The sequence below is a fragment of the Herbaspirillum aquaticum genome, from assembly GCF_002213425.1.
Classification (GTDB): Bacteria; Pseudomonadota; Gammaproteobacteria; order Burkholderiales; family Burkholderiaceae_D; genus Herbaspirillum; species Herbaspirillum aquaticum.
This window is the reverse complement of record NZ_NJGV01000010.1, coordinates 1-24593: the sequence shown is the minus strand read 5'-3', so window position 1 is coordinate 24593 and position 24593 is coordinate 1. Positions and strand designations below refer to the sequence as shown.

At 63.1% G+C, this 24593-nt stretch carries 23 protein-coding genes; 18 read left to right on the top strand and 5 right to left on the bottom strand.

The features are described from left to right. The first annotated feature begins 14 nt into the window (after positions 1-14). From CEJ45_RS12410 to CEJ45_RS12335, 16 genes are all read left to right on the top strand, one after another. Positions 15-1316, top strand: a complete 1302-nt coding sequence (locus tag CEJ45_RS12410; protein WP_241517331.1) for an ABC transporter substrate-binding protein — start codon at positions 15-17, stop codon at positions 1314-1316. Between the two features lie 13 nt (positions 1317-1329). Beyond that, positions 1330-3051, top strand: a complete 1722-nt coding sequence (locus CEJ45_RS12405; RefSeq protein ID WP_088755415.1) for a sensor domain-containing diguanylate cyclase — start codon at positions 1330-1332, stop codon at positions 3049-3051. A gap of 160 nt (positions 3052-3211) precedes the next feature. Further along, positions 3212-4039 carry a ferritin-like domain-containing protein gene (locus tag CEJ45_RS12400; protein ID WP_088755414.1) on the top strand — a complete coding sequence of 276 codons (828 nt, stop codon included), beginning with the start codon at positions 3212-3214 and terminating at the stop codon, positions 4037-4039. 399 nt (positions 4040-4438) lie between these two features. After that, entirely contained in the window at positions 4439-5692 is a 1254-nt protein-coding gene (urtA, locus tag CEJ45_RS12395; protein ID WP_013236630.1) for an urea ABC transporter substrate-binding protein, read from the top strand. A 171-nt stretch (positions 5693-5863) separates the two neighbouring features. Further along, positions 5864-7480, top strand: coding sequence for an urea ABC transporter permease subunit UrtB (gene urtB, locus CEJ45_RS12390; protein WP_088755413.1), 1617 nt, complete (start codon positions 5864-5866; stop codon positions 7478-7480). Beyond that, the gene (gene urtC / locus CEJ45_RS12385; RefSeq protein WP_034339869.1) at positions 7477-8607 is read left to right on the top strand and encodes an urea ABC transporter permease subunit UrtC; all 1131 of its coding nucleotides are present in this window, start codon (positions 7477-7479) and stop codon (positions 8605-8607) included. Before urtB ends, urtC begins: the two co-directional genes overlap by 4 nt. A 23-nt stretch (positions 8608-8630) precedes the next feature. Further along, a complete protein-coding gene (gene urtD, locus CEJ45_RS12380; RefSeq protein WP_420913295.1) occupies positions 8631-9485 on the top strand; it encodes an urea ABC transporter ATP-binding protein UrtD in 855 nt (284 codons plus the stop codon). A gap of 18 nt (positions 9486-9503) precedes the next feature. Beyond that, entirely contained in the window at positions 9504-10202 is a 699-nt protein-coding gene (gene urtE, locus CEJ45_RS12375; RefSeq protein WP_008333719.1) for an urea ABC transporter ATP-binding subunit UrtE, read from the top strand. A gap of 112 nt (positions 10203-10314) precedes the next feature. Then, positions 10315-11214 (top strand): urease accessory protein UreD, encoded by a 900-nt coding sequence (locus CEJ45_RS12370; protein ID WP_420913291.1) that lies wholly within the window; start codon positions 10315-10317, stop codon positions 11212-11214. 90 nt (positions 11215-11304) lie between these two features. After that, positions 11305-11607 carry an urease subunit gamma gene (locus CEJ45_RS12365; protein ID WP_088755411.1) on the top strand — a complete coding sequence of 101 codons (303 nt, stop codon included), beginning with the start codon at positions 11305-11307 and terminating at the stop codon, positions 11605-11607. Between the two features lie 10 nt (positions 11608-11617). Then, positions 11618-11962, top strand: a complete 345-nt coding sequence (locus CEJ45_RS12360; RefSeq protein WP_034339857.1) for an urease subunit beta — start codon at positions 11618-11620, stop codon at positions 11960-11962. Further along, positions 11959-13659, top strand: coding sequence for an urease subunit alpha (ureC, locus tag CEJ45_RS12355; RefSeq protein ID WP_088755410.1), 1701 nt, complete (start codon positions 11959-11961; stop codon positions 13657-13659). The genes CEJ45_RS12360 and ureC overlap by 4 nt, the downstream gene beginning before the upstream one ends. An 18-nt stretch (positions 13660-13677) precedes the next feature. Next, positions 13678-14211, top strand: coding sequence for an urease accessory protein UreE (gene ureE / locus CEJ45_RS12350; protein ID WP_088755409.1), 534 nt, complete (start codon positions 13678-13680; stop codon positions 14209-14211). A gap of 4 nt (positions 14212-14215) precedes the next feature. Then, positions 14216-14896 carry an urease accessory protein UreF gene (locus tag CEJ45_RS12345; protein WP_088755408.1) on the top strand — a complete coding sequence of 227 codons (681 nt, stop codon included), beginning with the start codon at positions 14216-14218 and terminating at the stop codon, positions 14894-14896. 68 nt (positions 14897-14964) lie between these two features. Then, positions 14965-15597 carry an urease accessory protein UreG gene (gene ureG, locus CEJ45_RS12340; protein ID WP_013236640.1) on the top strand — a complete coding sequence of 211 codons (633 nt, stop codon included), beginning with the start codon at positions 14965-14967 and terminating at the stop codon, positions 15595-15597. 58 nt (positions 15598-15655) lie between these two features. Continuing rightward, a complete protein-coding gene (locus CEJ45_RS12335; protein WP_088755407.1) occupies positions 15656-16267 on the top strand; it encodes a HupE/UreJ family protein in 612 nt (203 codons plus the stop codon). Here the strand turns inward: CEJ45_RS12335 and glpD are convergent. The 5 genes from glpD to phnD form a co-directional block, all read right to left on the bottom strand. Next, positions 16249-17853, bottom strand: coding sequence for a glycerol-3-phosphate dehydrogenase (gene glpD, locus CEJ45_RS12330; protein WP_088755406.1), 1605 nt, complete (start codon positions 17851-17853; stop codon positions 16249-16251). The genes CEJ45_RS12335 and glpD overlap by 19 nt on opposite strands. 12 nt (positions 17854-17865) lie before the next feature. Continuing rightward, a complete protein-coding gene (gene phnE / locus CEJ45_RS12325) occupies positions 17866-18699 on the bottom strand; it encodes a phosphonate ABC transporter, permease protein PhnE (protein ID WP_088755405.1) in 834 nt (277 codons plus the stop codon). Then, complete coding sequence (phnE, locus tag CEJ45_RS12320) at positions 18692-19495, bottom strand: phosphonate ABC transporter, permease protein PhnE (protein WP_088755404.1); 804 nt, start codon at positions 19493-19495, stop codon at positions 18692-18694. Before phnE (CEJ45_RS12320) ends, phnE (CEJ45_RS12325) begins: the two co-directional genes overlap by 8 nt. Continuing rightward, complete coding sequence (gene phnC, locus CEJ45_RS12315) at positions 19492-20262, bottom strand: phosphonate ABC transporter ATP-binding protein (RefSeq protein WP_013236645.1); 771 nt, start codon at positions 20260-20262, stop codon at positions 19492-19494. The genes phnE (CEJ45_RS12320) and phnC overlap by 4 nt, the downstream gene beginning before the upstream one ends. 162 nt (positions 20263-20424) lie before the next feature. After that, positions 20425-21414, bottom strand: a complete 990-nt coding sequence (gene phnD / locus CEJ45_RS12310; RefSeq protein ID WP_088755403.1) for a phosphate/phosphite/phosphonate ABC transporter substrate-binding protein — start codon at positions 21412-21414, stop codon at positions 20425-20427. A 258-nt stretch (positions 21415-21672) separates the two neighbouring features. Here phnD and CEJ45_RS12305 point away from each other — a divergent pair, with 258 nt between their 5' ends. Both CEJ45_RS12305 and CEJ45_RS12300 read left to right on the top strand, forming a co-directional pair. Continuing rightward, positions 21673-22359, top strand: coding sequence for a response regulator transcription factor (locus CEJ45_RS12305; RefSeq protein ID WP_088755402.1), 687 nt, complete (start codon positions 21673-21675; stop codon positions 22357-22359). Between the two features lie 4 nt (positions 22360-22363). Then, complete coding sequence (locus CEJ45_RS12300) at positions 22364-23767, top strand: sensor histidine kinase (protein WP_088755401.1); 1404 nt, start codon at positions 22364-22366, stop codon at positions 23765-23767. The last annotated feature ends 826 nt before the right edge of the window (positions 23768-24593 follow it).

The following is a 24593-nucleotide window of genomic DNA, read 5'->3' as shown; positions in this document are numbered from 1 at the left end:
TATTCATCGCAGGGATGGCAGCAGCCCTCCTGCTGACGGCCTGCGAGCGCAGCGAGGAGCGGACCGACAGCGCAGAGTCGCCAGCCTCGCGCACCACCGCGATGGCCACCGCCGAGCCGGTAGTGCTGACCGCGTTGGTCTGGGCACCCGACTGGGCCGAAGAGATGCATCGCGTGGCCGATGCCTTCATGCGTGCGCATCCGCAGGTGCGCATCAACCTGCAATTCATGATCGGCAATTCGGTCGAAGAAAACCTCAAGCCGCGCGCCGCCACCGACAGCCTGCCCGACATCATCTCGGTCAATGCCAGCCCCTACACGGCCGCCCTGGCCGACCAGGGCCTGCTGGCCGACGTCGGCACCACCCAGGCCTGGGGCCAGTTGCTCGAAGGCCTGCAACGCGAGTGGACTTCACCGGGCGGTCGGCGCTACGGCATTCCCTCGGGTCTGGCGACCACGCTGATCTACTACAACCGCGACATGTTCGAGCGGGCCGGCATCAGTGCGCCGCCGACCGACTTCGACGCTTTCCTTGCCACGGGCGCGGCATTGCGCCGGGCCGGTTTCATTCCGCTGGCCCTCTCCGGTGGCTTCCCCAACATGCTGGGCAATGGCCCCTTCAGCTACGGCTTTGCCAACCTGGTCGCCGCCAAGGTACCGGACTGGCGCGCACGCATTGCCGACGGCTCGCTGCAGCTGGACAACCCCGACGGGGTCGCCATCTTCACGCGCCTGCGCACGCTGGTGGAGCAGAAGATGGTGCAGGCCGACTGCCTGCGCGCCGGCTATGACGCCACCTTGCGCCAGTTCGCCGAAGGCCGCGCAGCCATGACCTTCCAGGGGACCTGGGCGGCGGGCACGCTCATGAACGGGCGCAACATGCGTGTGGGCGTATTCGTGCCACCCTGGAATGACAAGGGACAGCCTCTGGAACCGGTGCTGGGCAGCGAGACCGGTTTTGCCGTGGCCCAGCGCAGCAGCGCGCAGCAACGCGAGGCGGCGGTGCAGTTCCTGGACTTCCTCTATGGTCCCGGGATGTCGATCTGGCAGGCCAAGCGCCAGAACATTCCGCCGTTTCGCGTGATCGCGCCGGACGTGAGCGGTGACCGCGACCTGTTTGCGCTGGTCGAGGACATGAAACGCGATGCCGCCGGGGCCAACGCACCGGGACTGTATTACTCGCTGCTGCCGGTCAATACCATCGATGTCCTGCACCCGCTGTTGCAGGCCGTGCTGTCGGGCCGCCAGTCGCCGGCGCGCGCCGCGCGCGCCTTGCAGGACTCCATCGCCGAGCAGGCGCGGCTGTCGGCCAAGTAGGGAGAGACCATCCATGCCCAGACGGCTCGACTTCCTTTGGCTCGGTTTCCTGCGCAAGATCGAGATCCGCTATCGCCTCATCAACTCCTTCATCCTGGTGTCGCTGGTACCGCTGCTGATCTCGGGCCTGCTGGCCTACCGCGAGACCACCCGCGCCACCCAGGACAAGGTGCGCGCCTACTCGGTGCAGGTGGCCAAGCAGATCTCGCAGAACCTGATGCTGCGCATGGAAAAGATCGAGGACATCAGTGAAGAGCTGGCGCTGTCGGACAAGCTGCAACGCCTGCTGGCCAACTACTACGGCGATGATGATGCCGCCGCTGCCGCCGCCCGCAGCGGCGTGGCGCGGGTGCTGCTCGATACCTTCGGTTCGCTGCCCGATGTGAACCAGAAATACCTGCTGGACCGTCGGCGCCAGGTGATCGATCCGCAGATCTTTGCGCCCCTGGCCAGCAACATCAGCCGCGTGGCCGAGGAAGCGCCGGACCTCTCCGGGCGCGCATGGTGGACGCTCTACAACGGCGGCCATGGCCAGAAGAGCGTGGCCATGCTGCGCGAAATCCGCTTCACCGGCAACAACCGTCCGGCCGGCATGCTCTTCGTGGGCGTGCGGCCGAGCTACTTCTTCAGCATCTTCGAGGGGGTGGACCTGGGCTACGATTCCAGCCTCTTCATCGTCGATGCCAGCGATGGCGCGGTGGTGGTGCAGGGACGCGATACCAGCTTCAGCAGCGCCGATCCGGCCCTGCTCGAAGGCATCACGGCCAGCCTGGGCCAGCGCCGCAACAGCGACTTCATTTCCTATACGCGCGCCGACGGCACGCGTTTTTATGCCGCCATCGCGCAGTTGCCGCATACCTCCTGGTGGGTGGTCAGCGCCACGCCCAGCGACAAGCTCAACGCCGACACGCGCTCGGTGCGCGACAAGATCATCGCCATCGGCTTGCTGTGCTTTGCGGCCTCGCTGGTGCTCTCGGCACTGATCGCGCGCAGCATCAGCGTGCCGCTGCAGCGCCTGGTGGGCGCCATGAAGGAAGCCGGCAGCGGTGATACCACGGTGCGGGTGGAGCAGGCCGGCGGTGACGAGATCGCCGTGCTCTCGCGCAAGTTCAACGAGATGGCCGGCAAGCTGCAGCAGAACAAGGAAGAACTGGAAGAACAGGTAGCCCTGCGCACGCGCGAGCTGGAGCGCGCCAATCGCAAGCTGGAAGCGCTTTCGGCCACCGATGGCCTGACGGGGGTAGCCAACCGGCGCCGCTTCGACGAGGTGCTGGCCAACGAGCTGCGGCGCTCGGTGCGCTCGGGCCATGCGCTGGCCCTGTTGATGCTGGACGTGGATTACTTCAAGAAATACAACGACCGCTATGGCCACCTGGCCGGGGACGAATGCCTGCGCATCGTGGCGCGCGTATTGCAGAAGAGTTCGCGCCGCGCTACCGACCTGGTCGCACGCTATGGCGGCGAGGAATTCAGCGTCATCATCGCCGAGAGCGATACCGCCCACGCCGTGCAGCAGGCCGAGAACATCTGCCAGGCCATCTTCGCGCTCAAGCTGCCGCACGCCGATTCGCCCTTCGGCTACATCACGGCCAGTATCGGCGTGGCCTCGCTGCAGCCGGATGAAGAGACCACCTCCGAACAATTGCTGCGCATCGCCGACCAGGCGCTGTATCACGCCAAATACCAGGGGCGCAATCGCGTGGTGCTGGGCAGTGACGCCACGCAAATGCTGTAGGCGCCCGAGTGTTGCGGCTGACAAAGCACTGACAGGCAGCACCGCCAGGACGCGCCATGTGCAAAGTTAGGTCAAGCTGCACCGTGCGGCCCTGAACCAATGCCCTCGCACTGCATCATATCGCTATGCCAACCGTCACTTGAGAAGAGAGGTATAGCAGATGAACCCGAGTCGCCAAGAAAAAAAACACTGGACCATCGATGACATCGACCTGGACCGTATCGACCGAGAGCGGGTACGGCAGGATGAAGACCTGTTCTACCTGGTGGCCTGCGCCTCCTTCGTCGAAAGCGGTTCGGATCTCTATACCCACAACCTGGTGGAGTTCTACAAGGGCGACGCCGAAGTCGAGACCTGGCTGCGCGAGCAGTGGGAGCAGGAAGAGCTGCAGCATGGCGCGGCCCTGCGCGCCTATGTCGAGCATGTCTGGCCGGAGTTCGACTGGCCGCGCGCCTACCAGGGCTTCCTCGATGAATACTCGCAGTACTGCAAGGTCGAGCTGCTCGAACCCACGCGCGCCCAGGAGCTGGCCGCACGCTGCGTGGTCGAGACCGGGACCTCCACCTACTACCGGGCGCTGGCGCGGGCCACCGACGAGCCGGTACTGAAGCACCTGGCCGGCCTCATCGCCAATGACGAGGTCAATCACTACAAGCACTTCTACCAGTACTTCCGCCGCTATCGCCGCCAGGAAAACATCGGCCGCTCGCGCGTCTTCGGCACCCTCAGCCGACGCACCCTGGAACTGAAGAGCGAAGATGCCGATTGCGCCATCCGCCACGTGGTGATGGTGCACAAACCGGAACTGGCAGCCGATCCCGCACGGGTCAAAGAACTGGCCTCGCGCATGAGCCGCACCGTGCGCGTGAACCTCAAACCCGAGACCACCATCAAGATGATCATGCGTCCGCTGGAGTTGCCGGTGGCCTTGCAGACTCTCATCGAATTCCCGCTGCGGCAGTTCATGCAGCATGTTTTGCTGCGCTAGGCGCCTGGCCAGACCCGCTCCGCCAGACCAGGCACCGTGATGGATCACGCTGCCTGGCCCGGGTTTACTCTCATTGTGAACAATCTGTCCCACGCCCCAAGAAGTCGGAAAACTCCGCGCAAAGCCGCATGGCATGGCGCTTTGGGCGATGCACCAAGATCGCGCAAGAGCAAGCGCCAGCCTGGTGAATATTGCTGCAACGACATGGGACTGTCGACAATGACGCTCGGCTTTGGTGCGCAATCCTGGCGTACCTGACAACATTTCCTCCCCTTCCCGCCCCTCCCCGCCCCGCTTTGATGCAGGCCGCAGGCCCTCGGCCGGGCATTGGCACGCAATCTGCTAAAGCGACTGGGCAGTGAAAAAATTCTTCCAAAACTTTTCTCGAGGGAGCACCACATGTCACGTCGTACCGTACTGAAAGCCACCGCTCTGGGCGCATTCGCACTGGCCGCATCCTCCTGGCTGCCTTCGGCCTTCGCTGCCGACACCATCAAGGTCGGTATCCTGCACTCGCTGTCGGGCACCATGGCCATTTCCGAAACGTCCCTGAAGGACGTGGCCCTGATGACCATCGACGAAATCAACGCCGCCGGCGGCGTGATGGGCAAGAAGCTCGAACCGGTGGTGGTCGACCCCGCCTCGAACTGGCCGCTGTTCGCTGAAAAGGCCCGCCAGCTGATCTCCCAGGACAAGGTCTCGGTGGTCTTCGGCTGCTGGACCTCGGTGTCGCGCAAGTCGGTGCTGCCGGTCTTCAAGGAATTGAACAGCCTGCTGTTCTACCCGGTGCAGTACGAAGGTGAAGAACTGGAGAAGAACGTCTTCTACACCGGTGCTGCCCCCAACCAGCAAGCCATTCCCGCCGTGGAATACCTGATGTCCAAGGAAGGCGGCGGCGCCAAGCGCTTCGTGCTGCTGGGCACCGACTACGTCTACCCGCGCACCACCAACAAGATCCTGCGCGCCTTCCTGCACAGCAAGGGCGTGAAGGATTCCGACATCGACGAGGTCTACACCCCGTTCGGCCACTCCGACTACCAGACCATCGTGGCCAACATCAAGAAGTTCTCCGCCGGTGGCAAGACCGCGGTGATCTCGACCATCAATGGCGACTCCAACGTGCCCTTCTACAAGGAACTGGGCAACGCCGGCCTGAAGGCAACCGACGTGCCGGTGGTGGCATTCTCGGTGGGTGAAGAAGAACTGCGCGGTGTCGATACCAAGCCGCTGGTGGGCCACCTGGCCGCCTGGAACTACTTCGAATCGGTGAAGAATCCGGTCAACACCGCCTTCATCAAGAAGTGGAAGGAATACGCCAAGGCCAAGAACCTGCCCAACGCCGATACCGTCGTGACCAACGACCCGATGGAAGCCACCTACGTCGGCATCCACATGTGGGCACAGGCCGTGGAAAAGGCCAAGTCCACCGACACCGACAAGGTGATCGCCGCCATGGGTGGCCAGACCTACAAGGCACCGTCGGGCTACACGCTGGAAATGGACAAGACCAACCACCACCTGCACAAGCCCGTCATGATTGGCGAAATCAAGGCGGACGGCCAGTTCAACGTGGTCTACAAGACCAAGACCACCATCCGCGCACAACCTTGGAGCCCGTACATCCCGGGCAACGAAAGCAAGCAGAAGAACTAAGCTTGCGGTTGTTGTAGTTCTTGGCGTTCTTCGGAGCGCCTTCCCTACGCCGCAGCGTGGCGTAGGGAAGGCTCCGTCCGCCGCAATGCATTTCCCTCCACAAGAAAACCGCCCGACGACTCGCCCCGGCCACCGCATCGACCGGCCCGCGCTTCGAGGCGTACACCGACCATGAAACCAGCCATCCAGTTCCTACGCGGGCTGCTCGCGACCTGGCTTTGCGTCCACGCCCTGGGGGCGTTCGCAGCCATCGATCCGGCCTTGCTCAAGCCCCTTGGCGGAGACGACCCCGACGCGCGCATCGACGCCGTCAACCAGATTGCCGCGCTGGCCAATGAAGACGCGCTCAAGATCCTCAATGCCTTGAACAGCGACGCGCTCTACGTCACCCCCGCCGGTGACGTGCTCATCGTCGACGACGCGGGCAAGGCGTTCAATCCGGCCAATGACCAGACCGGCCCGGCGCCCGATGACGCCGAAGGCATCACCGTCAACAACCGCCTGCGCGGCGCTGTCGACGGCGCGCTCTCGGGCCTCAAACTGCTCTCGCCGCAGCGCGACCAGCGCCTGGCCGCCGCCGGTGAATTGCTCAAGAATGCCGACCCGGCGCAGATCCCGCTGATCGAAAAAGCGCTCGCCAAGGAAAGCGATCCGCAGATCAAGGACGTGCTGCAGCAGGTGCAAGCCACCGCCAACCTGCATTCGACCGACCCGGCGGCACGCCGCGCCGCCGTCAAGAAGCTGGCCGAGACCACCAATGCCTCGTTGAAGCCGGTGCTGGAAAACATGCTGGCCAAGAATCCCGATGGCTCCTACGTCGAAGCCGATGAGGGCGTGCGCGTGGAAGCGGTGCGCACCCTCTCCGCACTGGACCGCCACCTGGCCATCGTCGACTTCGCCGGCAAGCTGTTCTATGGGGTCTCGCTGGGCAGCGTGCTGCTGCTGGCCGCACTGGGCCTGGCGATCACCTTCGGCCTCATGGGCATCATCAACATGGCCCACGGTGAGCTGCTGATGATCGGTGCCTACACCACCTACGTATGCCAGCTGGTGTTCCGCAAGTTCTTCCCCGGTGCCATCGATGCGTATCTGGTGGTGGCACTGCCGGCCGCCTTCATCGTGGCCGCCGCCGTCGGCATTGCGCTGGAGCGTCTGGTGATCCGCTGGCTCTATGGCCGTCCGCTGGAAACCCTGCTCTGCACCTGGGGGATCAGCCTGATGCTGATGCAAGGTGTGCGCTCCATCTTCGGTGCGCAGAACGTGGAAGTGGCCAACCCGAGCTGGATGTCTGGCGGCGTGACCGTGCTCGGTTCGCTGGTGCTGTCCTACAACCGCATCGTGATCGTGTTCTTTGCGCTCTTCGTGGTGTTCGCGGTGTGGCTGATCTTGAACAAGACCCGCCTGGGCCTGTTCGTGCGCGCCGTCACGCAGAATCGCCGCATGGCCGACTGCGTGGGCGTGTCCACCGGCAAGATCGACATGATGACCTTCGGTCTCGGTTGCGGCATCGCCGGTCTCGGTGGCGTGGCGCTCTCGCAGCTGGGCAACGTCGGTCCCGACCTGGGACAGGGTTACATCGTCGACTCGTTCATGGTGGTGGTGCTGGGCGGCGTGGGCCAGTTGGCCGGTACCGTCATCGCAGCCTTCGGCCTGGGCGAAGTCAACAAATTCCTGGAGCCGATGGCCGGCGCCGTGCTGGCCAAGATCGCCATCCTGGTCTTCATCATCGTATTCATCCAGAAGCGTCCGCAAGGCCTCTTCTCACTCAAGGGAAGGAGCGTGGAATGAGCACCATGATCATGCGCCCCTCGCTGTTCAATCGCCCGTCCTGGACCGGCATCGTCATCTGCACCATCGTGCTGGCGCTGCTGCCGGTCTGCAACCTGCTGTTCCCCGCAGATAGCGCGCTGCACGTGTCCTCCTACACCGTCGCTTTGGTCGGCAAGTTCATGTGCTACGCCATGGCGGCGCTGGCACTGGACCTGGTGTGGGGCTATACGGGCATCCTTTCTCTGGGTCATGGCGTTTTCTTCGCACTGGGCGGATACGCCCACGGCATGTACCTGATGCGCGCCATCGGCCGTGACGGCGTGTACCAGAGCGACCTGCCGGACTTCATGGTGTTCCTGAACTGGAAGGCCTATCCCTGGTACTGGTGGATGACCGACCACTTCTGGTTCTCCATGCTGCTGGTGGTGCTGGTGCCGGGTCTGCTGGCCTTCGTGTTCGGCTATTTCGCATTCCGTTCGCGCATCAAGGGCGTGTATTTCTCCATCATCACGCAAGCGATGACCTTCGCCTTCATGCTGCTGTTCTTCCGCAACGATACCGGCTTCGGCGGCAACAACGGCTTTACCGACTTCAAGCGCATCCTCGGCTTCACCATCACCGCACCGGCCACCAAGGCTGTGCTGTACCTGGTGACGCTGGCGCTGCTGTTCGGTGCCCTGGTCCTGTGCCGCATGATCGTCACCTCCAAGCTGGGCCGCGTGCTGCAGGGCGTGCGCGATTCCGAATCGCGCCTCATGTTCATCGGCTACAACCCGCTGTGGTTCAAGCTGTTCGTCTGGACGCTCTCGGCCGTGATCTGCGGCATCGCCGGTGCGCTGTACGTGCCGCAGGTAGGCATCATCAACCCCTCCGAAATGTCGCCGGCCAATTCCATCGAGATGGTGATCTGGGCCGCCGTCGGTGGACGGGGCACGCTGATCGGCCCCATCATCGGTGCCTTCACGGTCAATGGCTTGAAGAGCTGGTTCACGGCCGCCTTCCCGGACCTGTGGCTGTATGCGCTGGGACTGATCTTCATCCTGGTCACGCTGTTCCTGCCGCAGGGCATCCTGGGCCTGGTGCAGAAATTCAAGAAACGCGATGCCGCGCCCGCCGAGGGCAGCGCATCCAAGGAGGCAGCATGAGTGCCATCGAACCCGGCAAAAGCATGGGAAAAAACGCGGTAGGCATCGGCGGCCTGGGCGGTAACGTCGACACGCCCCGCGCCGACCACGGCGCATCCTACGAACGCATCAAACCCGAGGGTGTCGATACCACCCACGGTGCCATCCTCTACCTGGAAAACATCACGGTGTCCTTCGATGGCTTCAAGGCCATCAACAACCTGAACCTGGATATTTCGGTCGGTGAACTGCGCTGCATCATCGGCCCCAATGGTGCGGGCAAGACCACGATGATGGACGTCATCACCGGCAAGACCCGGCCCACCGCCGGTACCGCCTTCTTCGGCCAGACCATCGACCTGACCAAGATGACCGAATACGAGATCGCGCATGCGGGCATCGGCCGCAAGTTCCAGCGTCCGACGGTGTTCGAGCAGCACACCGTGTTCGAGAACCTGGAACTGGCGATGAAGATGGACAAGCGCGTCAAGACCACGCTCTTTGCGCGCCTGTCCTCGGAGCAGATCGGCAAGATCGAGGAAATCCTCAAGCTGATCCGCCTGAACGGCCAGGAACACCGCGTGGCCGGCCTGCTCTCGCACGGGCAGAAGCAGTGGCTGGAGATCGGCATGCTGTTGATGCAGGAACCGCAATTGCTGTTGCTCGATGAACCGGTGGCCGGCATGTCCGACGCCGAGACCGCGCGCACCGCCGAGCTGTTGAACGAGCTGCGCGGCAAGCATTCCATCATGGTGGTGGAACACGACATGGGCTTCGTCGAGGAGATCGCCCAAGGTGGCAAGGTGACCGTGCTGCACGAAGGATCGGTCCTGGCCGAAGGCAACATGCGCCAGGTGCAATCCAACGAACGCGTCATCGAAGTCTACCTGGGACGATAAGAGCGGAGACCATCATCCATGCTGCAAGTCAATGAACTGAACCAGTACTACGGCGCGGCGCATACCCTGCGCGGCGTCTCGCTCGATGTGCAGAAGGGCAAAGTCTTGTCCCTGCTGGGCCGCAATGGCGTGGGCAAGACCACGCTCCTGAAATGCCTGATGGGCGTGCTGCCGGTGGCCAAGGGCAACGTCAGCTTCGAAGGCCAGGACATCACCCGTCTCAAGCCGCACCAGCGCGCCAAGCTGGGCATCGCCTACGTGCCGCAGGGACGCGAGATCTTCGCGCGCCTGACGGTGGAGGAAAACATGCTCATGGGCATGGCTACGCTGTCGGGCCGCCGTGCCTCCACCATCAAGGGCGAGGTCTATGAACTCTTCCCGGTCTTGAAGGAAATGCTGCATCGTCGCGGCGGCGATCTTTCCGGCGGCCAACAGCAGCAGCTGGCCATTGCCCGGGCGCTGCTGGCCGAGCCCAAGCTGATCATCCTGGATGAACCGACGGAGGGCATCCAGCCTTCCATCATCAAGGACATCGGCCGCGTCATCAGCCTGCTGCGCCAGCGCGGCGACATCGGCATCCTGCTGTGCGAGCAGTATTTCGACTTCGCCCGTGAACTGGCCGATACCTTCGTGGTGATGTCGCGCGGCGAAGTGGTCGCGGCCGGTACCCAGGACCAGATGGATGGCGAAGACGTGAAGAAGCATCTGGCGGTCTGATACCGTCGCAAAGGAAGGCTGCGCGTTTGCAGCGGGTCTGCTATAAAGTCGCATGTTCGCGGCCAGGCAGTCCGCTTGCACACGCCGCCTTCCACGCAATGAAGAACCAGGTATGAAACGACTCCCCGGCCATCCGGAACCCGCCAGCATGCCGGCCCCCGCGACACCAGGTGCGCCCCTGCGGCATGCGCCGGACCAGGCACGCCTGGCGCTGGGCTTTGCCGACGACAAAGGCACCACGCGCCTGATGCGCCGCCAGCACTTCGGACCCCTGCGCGTACAGAAGCCGCTCTATCCCGAAGACCCGTCCATCTGCCACGCCATCATCGTCCACCCGCCGGGCGGCATCGTCGGTGGCGACCAGCTCTCCATCACCGCTGAAGCGGACGAACGCGCCCATGTGCTGCTGACCACGCCCGGTGCGGGCAAGTGGTATCGCGCCAATGGCCAATCCTCGCGCCAGGCCGTCAGGCTCGACGCGGCAGCAGGAGCCACGCTGGAATGGCTGCCGCAGGAAACCATCTTCTTCGATGGGGCCGACGTGCGCATGGAACATGAAGTGACCCTGGCCGCCGATGCGGCGTACCTGGGCGCGGAAATCCTCTGCTTCGGCCGCACCGCGTCGGGCGAAACCTTCAACACCGGTGCCGTCAGCCAGCGCACCAGCATCCGCCGTGGCGGCAAGCTGGTGTGGTTCGAGCAGGGCCGCCTGCAGGCCGAGGCGGGTGCCATGCAAGGCCCGCTGGCGCTGGATGGGCAGAGCATCTGCGGCACCTTGATCGCCGTGGGCGATGGCATGGATGCGGCGCTCCTCGGACGGCTGCGCGAGACCATCGGCGCCCTGCAACTGGAAGGACGCAGCGGTGCCACGCTGATGAAGCAGGTACTGATCGCACGCTACATGGGGCAATCCAGCCTGGTGGCGCGGCAGTGGCTGCATGCGGCCTGGCATGTGCTGCGCCCGGCCGTCACCGGCAAGGACGCGGCCATTCCGCGCATCTGGAATACTTGAACACGACGTAAAACGCTGCATCAGGAAAACTGAATCAAGCCTCTCCGTACGTTATAGAACCTGAAGGCCGCCAAACGGCCAGGAGCCAACATGGAACTGACACCAAGAGAAAAAGACAAGCTGCTCATCTTCACCGCCGCGCTGCTGGCCGAGCGCCGCAAGGCCCGTGGCCTCAAGCTCAACTATCCGGAAGCGGTGGCGCTGATCACCGCCGCCATCATGGAGGGTGCGCGCGATGGCAAGACCGTGGCCGAGCTGATGTCCGAGGGCACCACCATCCTGACCCGCGAGGACGTCATGGAAGGCGTGCCCGAGATGATCCCCGACATCCAGGTCGAAGCCACCTTCCCCGATGGCAGCAAGCTGGTCACCGTCCACCATCCGATTCCTTGAGGAGCGCGTCATGATTCCAGGCGAAATGCTGGTCGAACCCGGCGACATCGAACTCAACGTCGGCCGCCCCACCGTGACGGTGACGGTGGCCAACAGCGGCGACCGTCCTATCCAGGTCGGCTCCCACTTCCATTTCTACGAAACCAATCCGGCACTGCGCTTCGAGCGTGAAGCGGCCTATGGTATGCGCTTGAACATCGCGGCCGGGACCGCAGTGCGCTTCGAGCCCGGTCAGGAACGCACGGTGGAACTGGTGGCGCTGGCGGGGGACCGCCGCGTCTACGGCTTCAATGCGCTGGTGATGGGCAAGCTGAAGGCCCAGCATGGCAACGACAAGAAGGGGCAAACCAAATGAGCAAGATCTCCCGTTCGGCCTATGCCGAAATGTTCGGCCCCACCGTCGGCGACCGCGTGCGCCTGGCCGACACCGAACTGTTCCTGGAAGTGGAGAAGGATTACACGGTCTATGGCGAGGAAGTCAAATTCGGCGGCGGCAAGGTGATCCGCGACGGCATGGGCCAGTCGCAGCGCGCCCATGCCGAGGTGATGGATACCGTCATCACCAACGCGCTCATCGTCGATCACTGGGGCATCGTCAAGGCCGACATCGGCATCAAGTCCGGCAAGATCGCCGGCATCGGCAAGGCCGGCAACCCCGACATCCAGCCCGGTGTGACCATGGCCATCGGCGGGGCGACCGAAATCATCGCCGGTGAAGGCATGATCGTCACCGCCGGCGGCATCGACAGCCACATCCACTTCATCTGTCCGCAGCAGATCGAGGAAGCCCTCATGAGTGGCGTCACCACCATGCTGGGCGGCGGCACCGGTCCTGCCGTCGGCACGGCCGCCACCACCTGCACGCCGGGCCCCTGGCACATCCATTCCATGCTGGCCGCGGCGGACGCCTTCCCGATGAACCTCGGTTTCCTCGGCAAGGGCAACGTCAGCCTGCCGCTACCGCTGGAAGAACAGATCCGCGCCGGTGCCATCGGCTTGAAACTGCACGAAGACTGGGGCTCGACACCTGCCGCCATCGACAACTGCCTGACGGTGGCCGACCGCATGGATATCCAGGTGGCCATCCACACCGATACGCTCAATGAGGGCGGTTTCCTGGAGCACACGCTGGCGGCCTTCAAGGACCGCACCATCCACACCTTCCACACCGAAGGTGCGGGCGGCGGCCACGCACCGGACATCATCGCGGCCGTGGGCGAGGGCAACGTGCTGCCGTCCTCGACCAATCCGACGCGTCCCTTCACGGTCAATACGCTGGACGAACACCTGGACATGCTGATGGTCTGCCATCACCTGGACCCGGCCATCGCCGAAGACATCGCCTTTGCCGAATCGCGCATCCGCCGCGAGACCATTGCCGCCGAAGACATCCTGCATGACATCGGTGCGATCTCGATGATGTCGTCTGACTCGCAGGCCATGGGCCGCGTGGGTGAAGTGATCATGCGCACCTGGCAGACCGCGCACAAGATGAAGGTGCAGCGCGGTTCGCTCAAGGAAGACACGTCGCGCAACGACAACTTCCGCATCAAGCGCTACATCGCCAAGTACACCATCAATCCGGCCATCACCCACGGCATCTCGCACGTGGTCGGCTCGCTGGAAGTGGGCAAGATCGCCGACATCGTGCTGTGGAAGCCGGCCTTCTTCGGGGCCAAACCCTCGATGATCCTGAAGAGCGGCATGATCGCGGCCGCCCAGATGGGTGACCCCAATGCCTCCATCCCGACCCCGCAGCCGGTGCATTACCGGATGATGTTCGGTGCCTATGGCGGTGGACTGAAGACCTCGATGACCTTCGTCTCGCAGGCGGCCTTCGATGCCGGCATCGGTGAACAGCTGAAACTGAACAAGCCGGTGGTGGCCGTGAAGAACATGCGCAACCTGCGCAAGCGCGACATGATCCACAACGGTGCCACGCCGAAGATGGAAGTCGATTCCGAAACCTATGAAGTGCGCGCCGATGGCGAGCTGCTGGTGTGCGAACCGGCGGTCTCGCTGCCGCTGGCACAACGTTATTTCCTGTTCTGATTTTCTTTAGATTTTTTCATGCTCACTCTCAATACCAAGATAGCCCAGGCCGAGCAGATCGACGGCGAACTGGAACTGCCCTATGACCAGCGCGAGAAGAGCCGCCTGCGCGCCACCCTGCGTTCGGGCGAGGACGTGGCGGTGTTCACCGTGCGCGGTACGGTGCTGCGCGATGGCGACCTGCTGCGCGGCGATGATGGCCGCGTGGTCAAGATCATCGCCAAGGCCGAAGCGACCTATCGCGTCGATGCGGCCGATGCGCACCTGCTGCTGCGTTGCGCCTTCCACCTCGGCAATCGTCACACCCAGGCGCATGTGGGCCACGAGGGGGGTGCGGGTTTCCTGCGTATCCGCAAGGATCCGGTGTTGAAGGAAATGCTGGAAGGGCTGGGGGCGCGCGTGACTGAAGAACTGGCGGCTTTCGAGCCGGAAGCGGGCGCCTATGGGGGCGGCCATCACCATCATGGCGATGACCATCACCACAATCCGCTGGCACCGATTCCGCTGCGCCAGAAAATCCATCGTCCCGGCGACAAGAAGGAAGAGGGCTGACCCCATGCAAGCTGCCGCCTTGCTGCATCTGCTGCAACTGAGCAGCCCGTCCTTGCCGATCGGCGCGTACAGCTATTCGCAAGGACTGGAGGCGGCCATCGAGGGTGGACGCGTGAGCAGTGAAGCCACGGCCCGCGCCTGGATCGGCCATGCGCTGCATGAGGTGGTGGCGCGTTTCGAGGCCCCCATCTTTGCGCGGCTGGTGGCGGCCTTCGAGGCCCGTGATGCAGAAAAGGTCACGTTGTGGACCGAACGCTTCATCGCGGCCCGCGATACGTCCGAGTTTCGTGCCGAAACCATTCAGATGGGCTATTCGCTGGGCAAACTGGCGACCGACCTGAAGCTGGGCGATGAGGGCTTGCTGGCCCTCCTGCAGGCGCAGCCGGAACTGCCGCTGCCCACCTCGCTGGCCTTTGCCACCGTGGCCCTGCAGGTGCCGCGCGAGGCGGCGGTGCTGGGCATGCTGTTCGCCTGGGCCGAGAACCAGGTGCTGGCCTGCGTGAAGACCGTGCCACTGGGCCAAGTGGCGGGGCAGCGCATCCTGCTGTCGCTGCAGCCGGAACTGGAAAAGGCCGCGGCCACCGCGCTGACGCTGGAGGATGACGAGCTGTGCAACTGGGCACCGGGGCTGTCGCTGCTGTCGATGCAGCATGAGGTGCAGTACAGCCGCATCTATCGTTCTTAATGATTGAATTACCGAAATCGTTTATATCGTTTTCGTTCCAACACGACCAAGAGATCAAGAGACCAACCATGAGCAACTCCACTTCCAATCCGCTGCGCGTGGGCATCGGCGGCCCGGTCGGTTCCGGCAAGACGGCGCTGTGCGAAATGCTGTGCAAGCGCATGCGCGACCATTACGACATGGCCGTCATCACCAATGACATCTACACCAAGGAAGACATGGAAATCCTGCTGCGCGCCGATGCGTTGCCGGCAGAACGCCTGATGGGTGTGGAAACCGGCGGCTGCCCGCACACCGCCATCCGCGAGGACGCCTCCATCAACCTGGAAGCCATCGCCCGCATGAGCGCCGATTTCCCGGACCTGGACCTGATCCTGGTGGAGTCCGGCGGCGACAACCTGGCCGCTACCTTCAGCCCGGAACTGTCGGACCTGACCATCTACGTGATCGACGTGGCCGGCGGCGAAAAGATCCCGCGCAAGGGCGGCCCCGGCATCACCCGTTCGGACCTGCTCATCATCAACAAGACCGACCTAGCTCCCTATGTGGGCGCAAATCTGGATATCATGGCGGCCGATGCCAAGCGCATGCGCGGTGAACGCCCCTTCGTGTTCACCAACCTGCGCAGTGGCGACGGGGTGGAGAAGGTCATCGAATACATCCGCAAGCAGGGCTTGCTGGACGAGAAGCCGAAGAACTGAACCTGAACCCTGTCATTTCACCGATCAAGAATCTGCCGTATCAGCCCAAGGAGAAAACATGTTGACCCTCTCGACCAAGACCCGTGCCCGCCTGGGCGTTCTGGCCGTCACCGCACTGGCGGCCGGCACTGCCCTGGCGCATCCCGGCCATCCGGGTTCCACCATGGATGCCTCGGCCAGCATGGCGGCCGGCTTCGCCCACCCGTTCTCGGGCATCGACCACCTGCTGGCCATGCTGGCCGTGGGCCTGTGGGCGGCACAGAACAAGCAGCGCGCCCTGTGGGTGCTGCCGCTGGCCTTCCCGCTGATGATGGTGGCAGGTGCGCTGCTGGCCTTCGCCGGCCTGCAGATGCCGGCCGTGGAAACCGGTATCGCCGCCTCGGTGGCCGTGCTGGGTCTGCTGATCGCCTTCGCCGTGCGCCTGCCGCTGTGGGGCAGCACGCTGGTGGTGTCGGTCTTCGCGATGTTCCATGGCTACGCGCACGGCGCTGAACTGCCGCACGGCAGCTCGGCCGCCCTGTACGGTGCCGGCTTCATCGCCGCCACCGCACTGCTGCATGCCGCCGGCCTGGGCATCGGCCTGGTCGCGGGCAAGCAGATGGCTGACCGCGTGGTGCGCATCGGCGGCGTCGGCATCGCCGCCGTGGGTGCTTACCTGCTGGCTGCCTGAAGCAACTCGCCCGCTTCGGCGGGTTGTTCCTGACCTGGAGACTGGCCGCCGCGCGCGGCCAGCCAGGCGTCCAGCACGGCCTCGCTGCCCTTGGGGAAATGCAGGCCGAGCTTGGAACGCCGCCACAGGATGTCGGCCGCATTGGTGGCCCATTCGTGGCGCAACAAGTAGTCCACCTCGGCGGCATAGAGCCCGCCCAGGATTTCTTCTCCCATCTCTTCCAAGGTCTTTCTTCCTTCCAGCAGCGCGTGCGTGCGGCTGCCATAGGCGCGTGCATAGCGTTGCAACAATGTGGCGGGCAGCCACGGATACTGCTGCTGCAAGCCCTGCACGTAGTGATCGAACTGGCGCACCGAGCGGTTCGACGGCTGCGCACCATACAGGTCGCCACCCGGCAGGCAGCCGTGTTCTGTCCAGGCACCGCGCTGGTTGCCCAGCACCGGCGCGATCATGTCCACCGCTTCCTCGGCCAGCTTGCGGAAGGTGGTGATCTTGCCGCCGAAGATGGAGAGCAGCGGGGCGCCTTGCGTGTTCAGGTCGAGCTGGTAGTCGCGCGTGACGGCCGAGGCATCGGCGGCGGCATCTTCCAGCAGCGGGCGTACGCCTGAATAGGACCACACCACGTCGGCCGGCGTAATGGGCTTCTCAAAATAGCGATTGGCGAGCTGGCAGAGATAAGCCGTCTCATCCTCGGAGATGGCCACGTCTTCCACCCGGCCCTGGTACTCGATATCGGTGGTACCGATGAGCGTGAAGTCCTGCTCGTAGGGAATGGCGAAGACGATGCGGCCATCCGGGTTCTGGAAGATGTAGGCGTGATCGTGTTCGAACAGGCGCGGCACCACGATGTGGCTACCCTTGACCAGGCGCACCGACTTGCTCGAATGCACGTGGGCTGCACCGCCCAGGAACTGCGCCACCCACGGGCCGGCGGCGTTGACCACGCAGCGTGCACGCACCTGCATGGCATGGCCGTCCTCGCGGCGCAGCACCGCTTGCCAGCCGTTGTCCTGGCGGGTCAGGGATTCACAGCGGGTGCGGGTCATGATGTGCGCGCCTTTTTCGGCGGCATCCATGGCGTTCAACACCACCAGCCGGGCATCGTCAACCCAGCCATCGGAATAGACGAAGCCACGCGTGAACTGCGCTTTCAATGGCGCACCCGAGGCGTGACGGCGCAGGTCCAGCGCACGCGAACCGGGCAACAGTTCACGCCGCGCCAGGTGATCGTAGAGGAACATGCCCAAACGGATCAGCCAGGCAGGACGCTGCCCCTGGTCATGCGGCATCACGAAGCGCAGCGGCCACATGATGTGCGGGGCGCTGCGCAAGAGTACCTCGCGTTCGATCAATGCCTTGCGCACCAGCCCGAACTCATAATGTTCCAGGTAGCGCAGGCCACCGTGGATGAGCTTGCTGGAGGATGACGAGGTATGCTGCGCCAGATCGTGCTGTTCGCACAGCGCCACCGACAGGCCACGCCCGGCGGCATCGCGCGCGATGCCGGCGCCGTTGATGCCGCCGCCGACTACCAGCACATCGTACTGCGGGGGATAGGTGATGCCTTCCATGCCACGTGCTTTCATGCTGGCTCCCGGTCAGAGTATGCGCTTGCGGATTTGCGTGACCACCACTTCGGTCACGATCACGATGGCGAAGATCGAGACCAGGACCGTCGCCACGCGCGGCCACTGGAACAGGTTCAAGGCGGTATCGAGCACCATGCCCACGCCGCCGGCACCGACGATGCCCAGCACGGCCGATTCACGCACGTTGATGTCCCAGCGCAGCAGCACGATGGACATGAAGGCGGGCTTCAGTTGCGGCCAGTAGCCATACCAGATCTCGGAGAACTTGCTCGCGCCCGACGCCTGCAGGGCTTCGATGGGGCCGCGCGGCATCTGTTCGATGGTCTCGCCGGCCATCTTGCCGACGAAGCCGATGGAGCGGAAGGCGATGGCCAGGGTGCCTGCCAGCGGGCCGGGTCCGAAGATGGCCAGGAACAGCAGTGCCCACACCAGCGAATTGACCGAGCGGCTGGCCACCAGCACGATGCGGGCGAACAGGTTCAGGCCGCGATGGCGGGTCAGGTTGGGCGCCACCAGCAGGCCGAAGGGAATGGCCAGCACGATGGAGAGCAGGGTACCGAGCGTAGCAATGTGCAGGGTCTCGATCAGTCCGGCCTGCACGTCGCTGCTGAAGTAGGCCCAGTCGATGGGCCACATGCGGGCGAGCATGTCGCTCATCTGCTCGGGCGCATCGTAGAGGAACTCGGGGATGATCTCGATGTAGCGCAGCGATTGCACCACGGCCAGGGCGATGACCAGCCACACGGTGAAGCGCAGGATGCGCTGCATGGGCGTATGGCGCTGCCATTCGCGCTCGGCCGGGTTGAGCGCGGCAGCGGGGCGGGGGAGGACGGTATCAGACATTGAAGACCTTCTTGACCGAATTGGCCAGCAATTCGCCGACGACGATGATGGTGATGATGGTGACCAGGATGGTGAGCACGAAGTCGTAGTCGAAGCGCTGGAAGGCGGAGAACAGCACGCCGCCCACGCCGCCCGCACCGACGATGCCGACCATGGTCGAGTTGCGCAGGTTGGAATCGAGCTGGTAGGTCGAGAAACCGACGAAGCGCGACATCACCTGCGGCAGCACACCGAAGAGAATGACGTTCATGAAGGAGGCACCGGTGGCGCGGATCGCCTCGACCTGCTTGATGGAGATCTCTTCAATGGCTTCGGCAAAGAGCTTGCCGATGAAACCGATGGACGCCACGATCAGCGCCAGCACACCGGCCAGTGCGCCAAAGCCCACGGCCTTGACGAACAGGATGGCCACGATCACCGGATGCAGCGAGCGGCACACCGAAACCAGCGCGCGTGCAGGCCAGGAGATCCACGAGGGCATCAGGTTGCGTGCGCCCATGAGGCCGATGGGCAGCGAGAAGAGGATGCCGAACAGCGACGCCAGCACGGCGATCTGCAGGGTCTCCTTGATGCCGCCCCAGAGGATGTCGCCCTTGGACAGGTCGGGCGGGAACATGCGGCCCAGGAACTTGGCGCCGTTTCCGAGACCGGACGAGAAGCGCTCCCAGGAGAAACCCAGTTGCGTGGCGGCATAGATCGCATACAGGGCGATGAGCCAGATCACCACGCGGGTGGCCAGCTGCGGCTTGAAGGCCAGGCTCACGCGGGGCGTGGAGGAAGTCGTCGAAGTCGTCATGCCAGCCAGTCCTCGCCGCCGTAGATCTGTTTGAGGAAGTCATCCGACAGGTTCTCGGCATTGCCGTCGTAGACCACGTGGCCGCCGGACATGCCGATGATGCGGTCGGCATAGCGCTTGGCCAGCTCCACGTCGTGGATGTTGACGATGACCGGGATCTTCTGGGCGCGGCCCTGTTCCTTGAGCAGCGAGATGATCTCGAAGGAGGTCTTGGGATCCAGCGAAGAAGTCGGTTCATCGGCCAGCAGCAGGCGCGGGCGCTGCATCAGGGCGCGGGCGATGCCCACGCGCTGGCGCTGGCCGCCCGACAGCGCATCGGCACGCTGGTTGGCGAAGTTGCCCAGGCCCACGGTGTCCAGCAGCTCGAAGGCGTGCGCGATGTCTTCCTTGGCGAAGTTGCGGCGCCAGGCGGTGAAGGCATTGACGTAACCCAGTCTTCCGCACAACAGGTTCTCCATGACGGAAAGGCGTTCCACCAGGTTGTATTCCTGGAACACCATGCCGATGTGGCGGCGCTGTTCGCGCAGGGCGCGGCCACGCAGTTCGGCCAGGTTCACGCGCTTGCCTTCGCCCTCGAACCAGATCGCACCACGGCTGGGATCGACCAGGCGGTTGATGCAGCGGATCAGGGTGGACTTGCCGGTGCCGGACGGGCCGATGATGGCGATCAGGCCGGCGTCGCCAATCTTCAGGTCGATGCCTTTGAGGATGGGATGACCGGGCTTGTATTCCTTGACCAGGCCCTGGATTTCGATGGCGTGTGACATGGGAGGCGCTTTCTCTGGTGATGTTTCTGGTGTTGCGCGGCAGCTCGCGGGATGCGAAGGGCCGCAACCCCTGCCGTAGAGCAGGGGCCGTGTTGCTGGTGCGTGATTGGATCCTGGTGCGGCATCCGGACCGGGACGGCCGCGGATGCCTGCTGGCGATGCTTACTTCTTGCCGGCGTTCTGCTTGTCGTAGGCGGCGCGGTTGAAGGATTCACCGGCGGACTGGGCGACGAAGCGCACCATCTCGAAGTCCTTCTTGTAGTTGATCGGGTAGAAGCGATCGGAACCGGCGAAGGCCTTCTTGAGCTCATCGGTGAAACGATAGTCGTAGAAGCACTTGAGCATCTTGTCGCGGAAGTTCGGCTCCAGGTCATGCGCATAGGCGAAGTCCTGGGTCGGGAATTTCTCGCTGTGCCAGATGACGCGGAAGTTCTCGGCCTTGATGACGCCACGTTCAACCATGCGGTCAAACACGTCGGAGGCCACGGCGGCAGCATCGTAGTCGCCCGAGTTCACGCCCAGGATGGACTGGTCATGCTTGCCGGAGAAGATGACCTTGTAGTCCTTGTCCGGGGTCACGCCCAGCTTGGGGAACAAGGCCATCGGGGCCATGTGGCCGGAGTTCGACGAAGGCGCGGTGTGGGCGACCTTCTTGCCCTTGAGGTCGGTCATCTTCTGGATCGGGCTATCCTTGCGCACGATCACGTTGAGGGTATAACCCTGATAACCCTTGGCGTCACCGATGACGGCAAACGGCACGGCACCGGCGATGTTGACGGCGAAGTTGGTCGGTCCCGGCGAGAAGCCACCGACGTGCAGGCGGCCCGAGCGCATGGCTTCGATCTCAGCGGCGTTGGATTGGACCTGGAAGAAGACCACCTTCTTGGCGGTACATTGCGACAGGTAGTCGGTGAAGGGCTTGAAGATCTTGTCGTAGACGGCCGGATCTTCCACCGGGGTGAAGGTGAAGACCAGGGTATTGGGGTTCTTCAGCTTCTTGGGATCGGTGGGGGTGTCGGCGGTCAGGTCGTGATTGGCGTCGCAGTATTGCTGGTCGAGGTCGCCGCGATTGCTGCAGGTGTCCTGGGCGAAGGCGATGGCCGGAGCGGCCAGGGCGAGTGCCAACAGGGTCTTGATCAGACGTGGGGTCATGCTGTCTCCTGGAGATGGTTTTGGTCTTGGTGCCGGTCGCGACGGCGGTGTTGTTCGAAGCGTGGCCGGCGATGTGCGGGAGTGTAGGCGAGCGCAGCGCCTTTTGCCATGGGGCGATGCCGCTGATGAGGGGGTTTCCTGTCAGCTGCCTTTCCAGTGGCTTTCAATCTGCTTTCAAGGCGTGGGGAGCCGGGGCTCGCGCCCCGCGTGGATTGGCGGTATAAAGGCGGCTGCACAACGATAACGACACGGGAGATCATGCATATCCTGCTGGTAGAGGATGACATCGACATGTCGCGCGCCCTGGTGCGCGCGCTGGAGCGGCGCGGCTTCCAGGTGACGCATTGCGGCGATGGCATCAGTGCGCTCTCGCACATCAAGGATGGGATCGGCGACCTGGTCGTGCTCGATCTCAATATTCCCGGGCTGGACGGGCTGCACCTGCTGCAGCGCATACGCTCGCAGGACATCGGTACGCCGGTGATCGTGCTGACGGCACGCGGTGCGGTCGGGGATCGGGTCGTGGGGCTGAATGCCGGGGCGGATGACTACCTGGCCAAGCCCTTCGACCTGGATGAGCTCGATGCGCGCATCCGTGCGCTGCTGCGGCGGCGGACCAATGCCGATGATGGCGGTCAGCGCTGCGGGCGCTTGCGCTTTGATCGTGCCTCGGGCGCCTTCTATTGCGATGATGAGCCGCTGGAATTGACGCCGCGCGAGCATACGCTGCTCAAGGCATTGATCGCCAAACCGGGACATGCGGTGACCAAGGAGAAATTGTTCAGGCTGGTTTTCCCGATGGAAGAGAATACGCAACTTGAAGCCATCGAAGTGGTGGTGCACCGGGTGCGCAAGAAACTCATGGAGACCGGTGCGGAAATCATGACCCTGCGCGGACTGGGGTATCTGCTGCGGGATCGGCAGCAGCAGGGTGGCGAGGGCTGAGGACGTGGCACATCTGTTTTCGCGGCGCCGCTCGGTGCGCGCCTATTTGCTGGCGTGGATCATTTCACCGATTGCGCTGTTCATCGTCATCGATTCCTTTTCGCTCTATCGAAATACGCTGGAGTCGGTCAATACCGCTTATGACCGGATGCTGATTGCATCGGTGCACTCGATTGGCGATCTGCTGCGCATCGAGAATGGCGAGCTCAAGGCATCGCTGCCTTATGCTGCGCTGGAAATCTATGAGGCCGATTACTCGAGCCGGATGATCTATCGCATCAACGGCCTGGACGGCAAGTTCTTCGAGGGCGATCAGGATCTCCCTTCCTACAAGGGGAAGGCGGACAAGGAAGCCATCTACCCGGCCTTGGCGCATATCTACGAAGATACCTACAACGGCGTGCCGGTCCGGGTGGCTGCGCTGTTCCAGCCGGTGGTGACCAATGATCCGCGCGGCGCGGCACTGGTGCAGGTGGCCGAGACGATGGAGAACCGCAGTGCGCTGGCACGCAAGATTTTCTGGGAGACGCTGATCCGGCAGGCGGCCCTGCTGGTGGTGATCGTGTCGGTGACCTTGTATGTGGTGCGGCGTGCGCTGCAGCCGGTGGATGCCTTGCGGCGGCAACTTGATGAGCGGCCGGCCGATGATCTCTCGCCGGTGGCACCGCCGATGGCGCCGCGTGAATTGCAGCCGTTCATCGATGCATTGAATCAGTTGATGGCGCGCTTGCGGCGGCTGCTGGATCATCAGCAACGCTTCGTGGCCAATGCCTCGCATCAGTTGCGCACGCCATTGGCCGTGCTGAAAACCCAGTTGCAGTCGGGCTTGCGCGGCGATGCACCGGCACCGGTGATCTGGCAGGAGATGTCAGGCACCGTGGAGCGGGCCACAACGCTGGCCAATCAATTGCTGTCGCTGGCCAAGGTGGAGCAGATACGTGGACGGGGTGCGCAGGAGGTGTGTGACCTGGGGATGCTGGCGCGCGAGACGGCGGTGGACTTGTCACCGCTGATTGCGGAGAAGGACCTGGACTTCGAGCTGGAGGGAGAGAAGATTCTGGTGATGGGTCATCCGTGGATGATCGGGGAGCTCATTTCCAACCTGCTGCATAACGCGATCCGGCATACGCCTGTGCAAGGACGGCTGGGCATTCGCATCAGTACACGGGAGGATGTCGCCGAGCTGCTGATCTGGGATAGCGGAGAGGGAATCGATGACCAGGCGATGGAGAATGTGTTCAAGGCATTTTCTTCCAATGTCTCATCTGCGGGGGGCTTGGGCCTGACCATCTGTGGAGAGATCGTCGATTCGATGCAGGCGACCATCAGCTTGCGCAACCGGATCAGCAAGGAGGGGGCGGTTGAAGGCTTGAATGCGCTGGTGCATTTCAGATCTGTTGCCGGGTGAGCGTTGAGTCGCAGGAATGTGGAGGGTGTGGAAAACTTAGTTTTTGTTTGGCCTGTTCTTCATTCAGCGCAGAATGGAATAGGCTCATGGAATGCCTGTGTATAAGTTTTTGCTGCCTGTTTTCAGTTAGTTCAGGCTGTGGACAAAGTAGCTTGAACCGCATCCCTGGCGGGATTGGGGATAAGTTGCTTAGTTTTCCACCGTGATCTTGTCATCATCCATTGATTAGAAAAGCCGGCTTTGCCGGCTTTTCTTTTGGGTTCATGTTTTTTCTGGATGATTCCACGAACTTAGAAAATGATCCGCTACTTTGTTCTACAAAATGATGAGGTTGACCTGAGAAGGCAGGACTCACTCCTCAGGATTGCTGTGGACAAATCATCCACGGCCAGTCACGTCCAGTTCTGCGGGAGTTGGACCTGTGGAAAACATAAGCCGGCTTTTCTTGTTGATGGACTGTGGAAAAGACAAAGCACGCCCGGTGTTGGGCGGTTCGGAGGCGATATGAAGAAGGGGGGTGGATCGCCCGATACCCGGACGATGCGCTGAGAGCGCTTGTGGAAAAGATGAAGCAGTACGCCGTTTTGTGAGTGCGGGGGACAGAACCGGAGTCACGCCAAGCCATCTTCACGAATATCCTGGCGCGAATCATGGCATCCAGGCCGCGATGACAGCACGCGAACCTCCGGTCACAACGGAATTTACTGCGCCGGCAACCTGATTAAAAACCAAACGCGCAAAGCAAAAACCCTCGCTACTTTCGTAACGAGGGTTCTTGGGAATAACAAGCCTGACGATGACCTACTTTCACACTGGTTGCAGCACT

Excerpts from the sequence above, each read along its gene's own strand:
- CEJ45_RS12360 (WP_034339857.1), top strand. The coding sequence starts at position 11,618 with ATGATTCCAGGCGAAATGCTGGTCGAACCCGGCGACATCGAACTCAAC.
- urtA (WP_013236630.1), top strand. The coding sequence starts at position 4,439 with ATGTCACGTCGTACCGTACTGAAAGCCACCGCTCTGGGCGCATTCGCA.
- CEJ45_RS12370 (WP_420913291.1), top strand. The coding sequence starts at position 10,315 with ATGAAACGACTCCCCGGCCATCCGGAACCCGCCAGCATGCCGGCCCCC.
- phnC (WP_013236645.1), bottom strand. The coding sequence starts at position 20,262 with ATGTCACACGCCATCGAAATCCAGGGCCTGGTCAAGGAATACAAGCCC.
- urtE (WP_008333719.1), top strand. The coding sequence starts at position 9,504 with ATGCTGCAAGTCAATGAACTGAACCAGTACTACGGCGCGGCGCATACC.
- CEJ45_RS12410 (WP_241517331.1), top strand. The coding sequence starts at position 15 with ATGGCAGCAGCCCTCCTGCTGACGGCCTGCGAGCGCAGCGAGGAGCGG.
- urtC (WP_034339869.1), top strand. The coding sequence starts at position 7,477 with ATGAGCACCATGATCATGCGCCCCTCGCTGTTCAATCGCCCGTCCTGG.
- CEJ45_RS12405 (WP_088755415.1), top strand. The coding sequence starts at position 1,330 with ATGCCCAGACGGCTCGACTTCCTTTGGCTCGGTTTCCTGCGCAAGATC.
- phnE (WP_088755404.1), bottom strand. The coding sequence starts at position 19,495 with ATGACGACTTCGACGACTTCCTCCACGCCCCGCGTGAGCCTGGCCTTC.
- ureG (WP_013236640.1), top strand. The coding sequence starts at position 14,965 with ATGAGCAACTCCACTTCCAATCCGCTGCGCGTGGGCATCGGCGGCCCG.
- urtB (WP_088755413.1), top strand. The coding sequence starts at position 5,864 with ATGAAACCAGCCATCCAGTTCCTACGCGGGCTGCTCGCGACCTGGCTT.
- CEJ45_RS12365 (WP_088755411.1), top strand. The coding sequence starts at position 11,305 with ATGGAACTGACACCAAGAGAAAAAGACAAGCTGCTCATCTTCACCGCC.
- ureC (WP_088755410.1), top strand. The coding sequence starts at position 11,959 with ATGAGCAAGATCTCCCGTTCGGCCTATGCCGAAATGTTCGGCCCCACC.
- ureE (WP_088755409.1), top strand. The coding sequence starts at position 13,678 with ATGCTCACTCTCAATACCAAGATAGCCCAGGCCGAGCAGATCGACGGC.
- glpD (WP_088755406.1), bottom strand. The coding sequence starts at position 17,853 with ATGAAAGCACGTGGCATGGAAGGCATCACCTATCCCCCGCAGTACGAT.
- CEJ45_RS12400 (WP_088755414.1), top strand. The coding sequence starts at position 3,212 with ATGAACCCGAGTCGCCAAGAAAAAAAACACTGGACCATCGATGACATC.
- phnD (WP_088755403.1), bottom strand. The coding sequence starts at position 21,414 with ATGACCCCACGTCTGATCAAGACCCTGTTGGCACTCGCCCTGGCCGCT.
- urtD (WP_420913295.1), top strand. The coding sequence starts at position 8,631 with ATGGGAAAAAACGCGGTAGGCATCGGCGGCCTGGGCGGTAACGTCGAC.
- phnE (WP_088755405.1), bottom strand. The coding sequence starts at position 18,699 with ATGTCTGATACCGTCCTCCCCCGCCCCGCTGCCGCGCTCAACCCGGCC.
- CEJ45_RS12335 (WP_088755407.1), top strand. The coding sequence starts at position 15,656 with ATGTTGACCCTCTCGACCAAGACCCGTGCCCGCCTGGGCGTTCTGGCC.
- CEJ45_RS12305 (WP_088755402.1), top strand. The coding sequence starts at position 21,673 with ATGCATATCCTGCTGGTAGAGGATGACATCGACATGTCGCGCGCCCTG.
- CEJ45_RS12345 (WP_088755408.1), top strand. The coding sequence starts at position 14,216 with ATGCAAGCTGCCGCCTTGCTGCATCTGCTGCAACTGAGCAGCCCGTCC.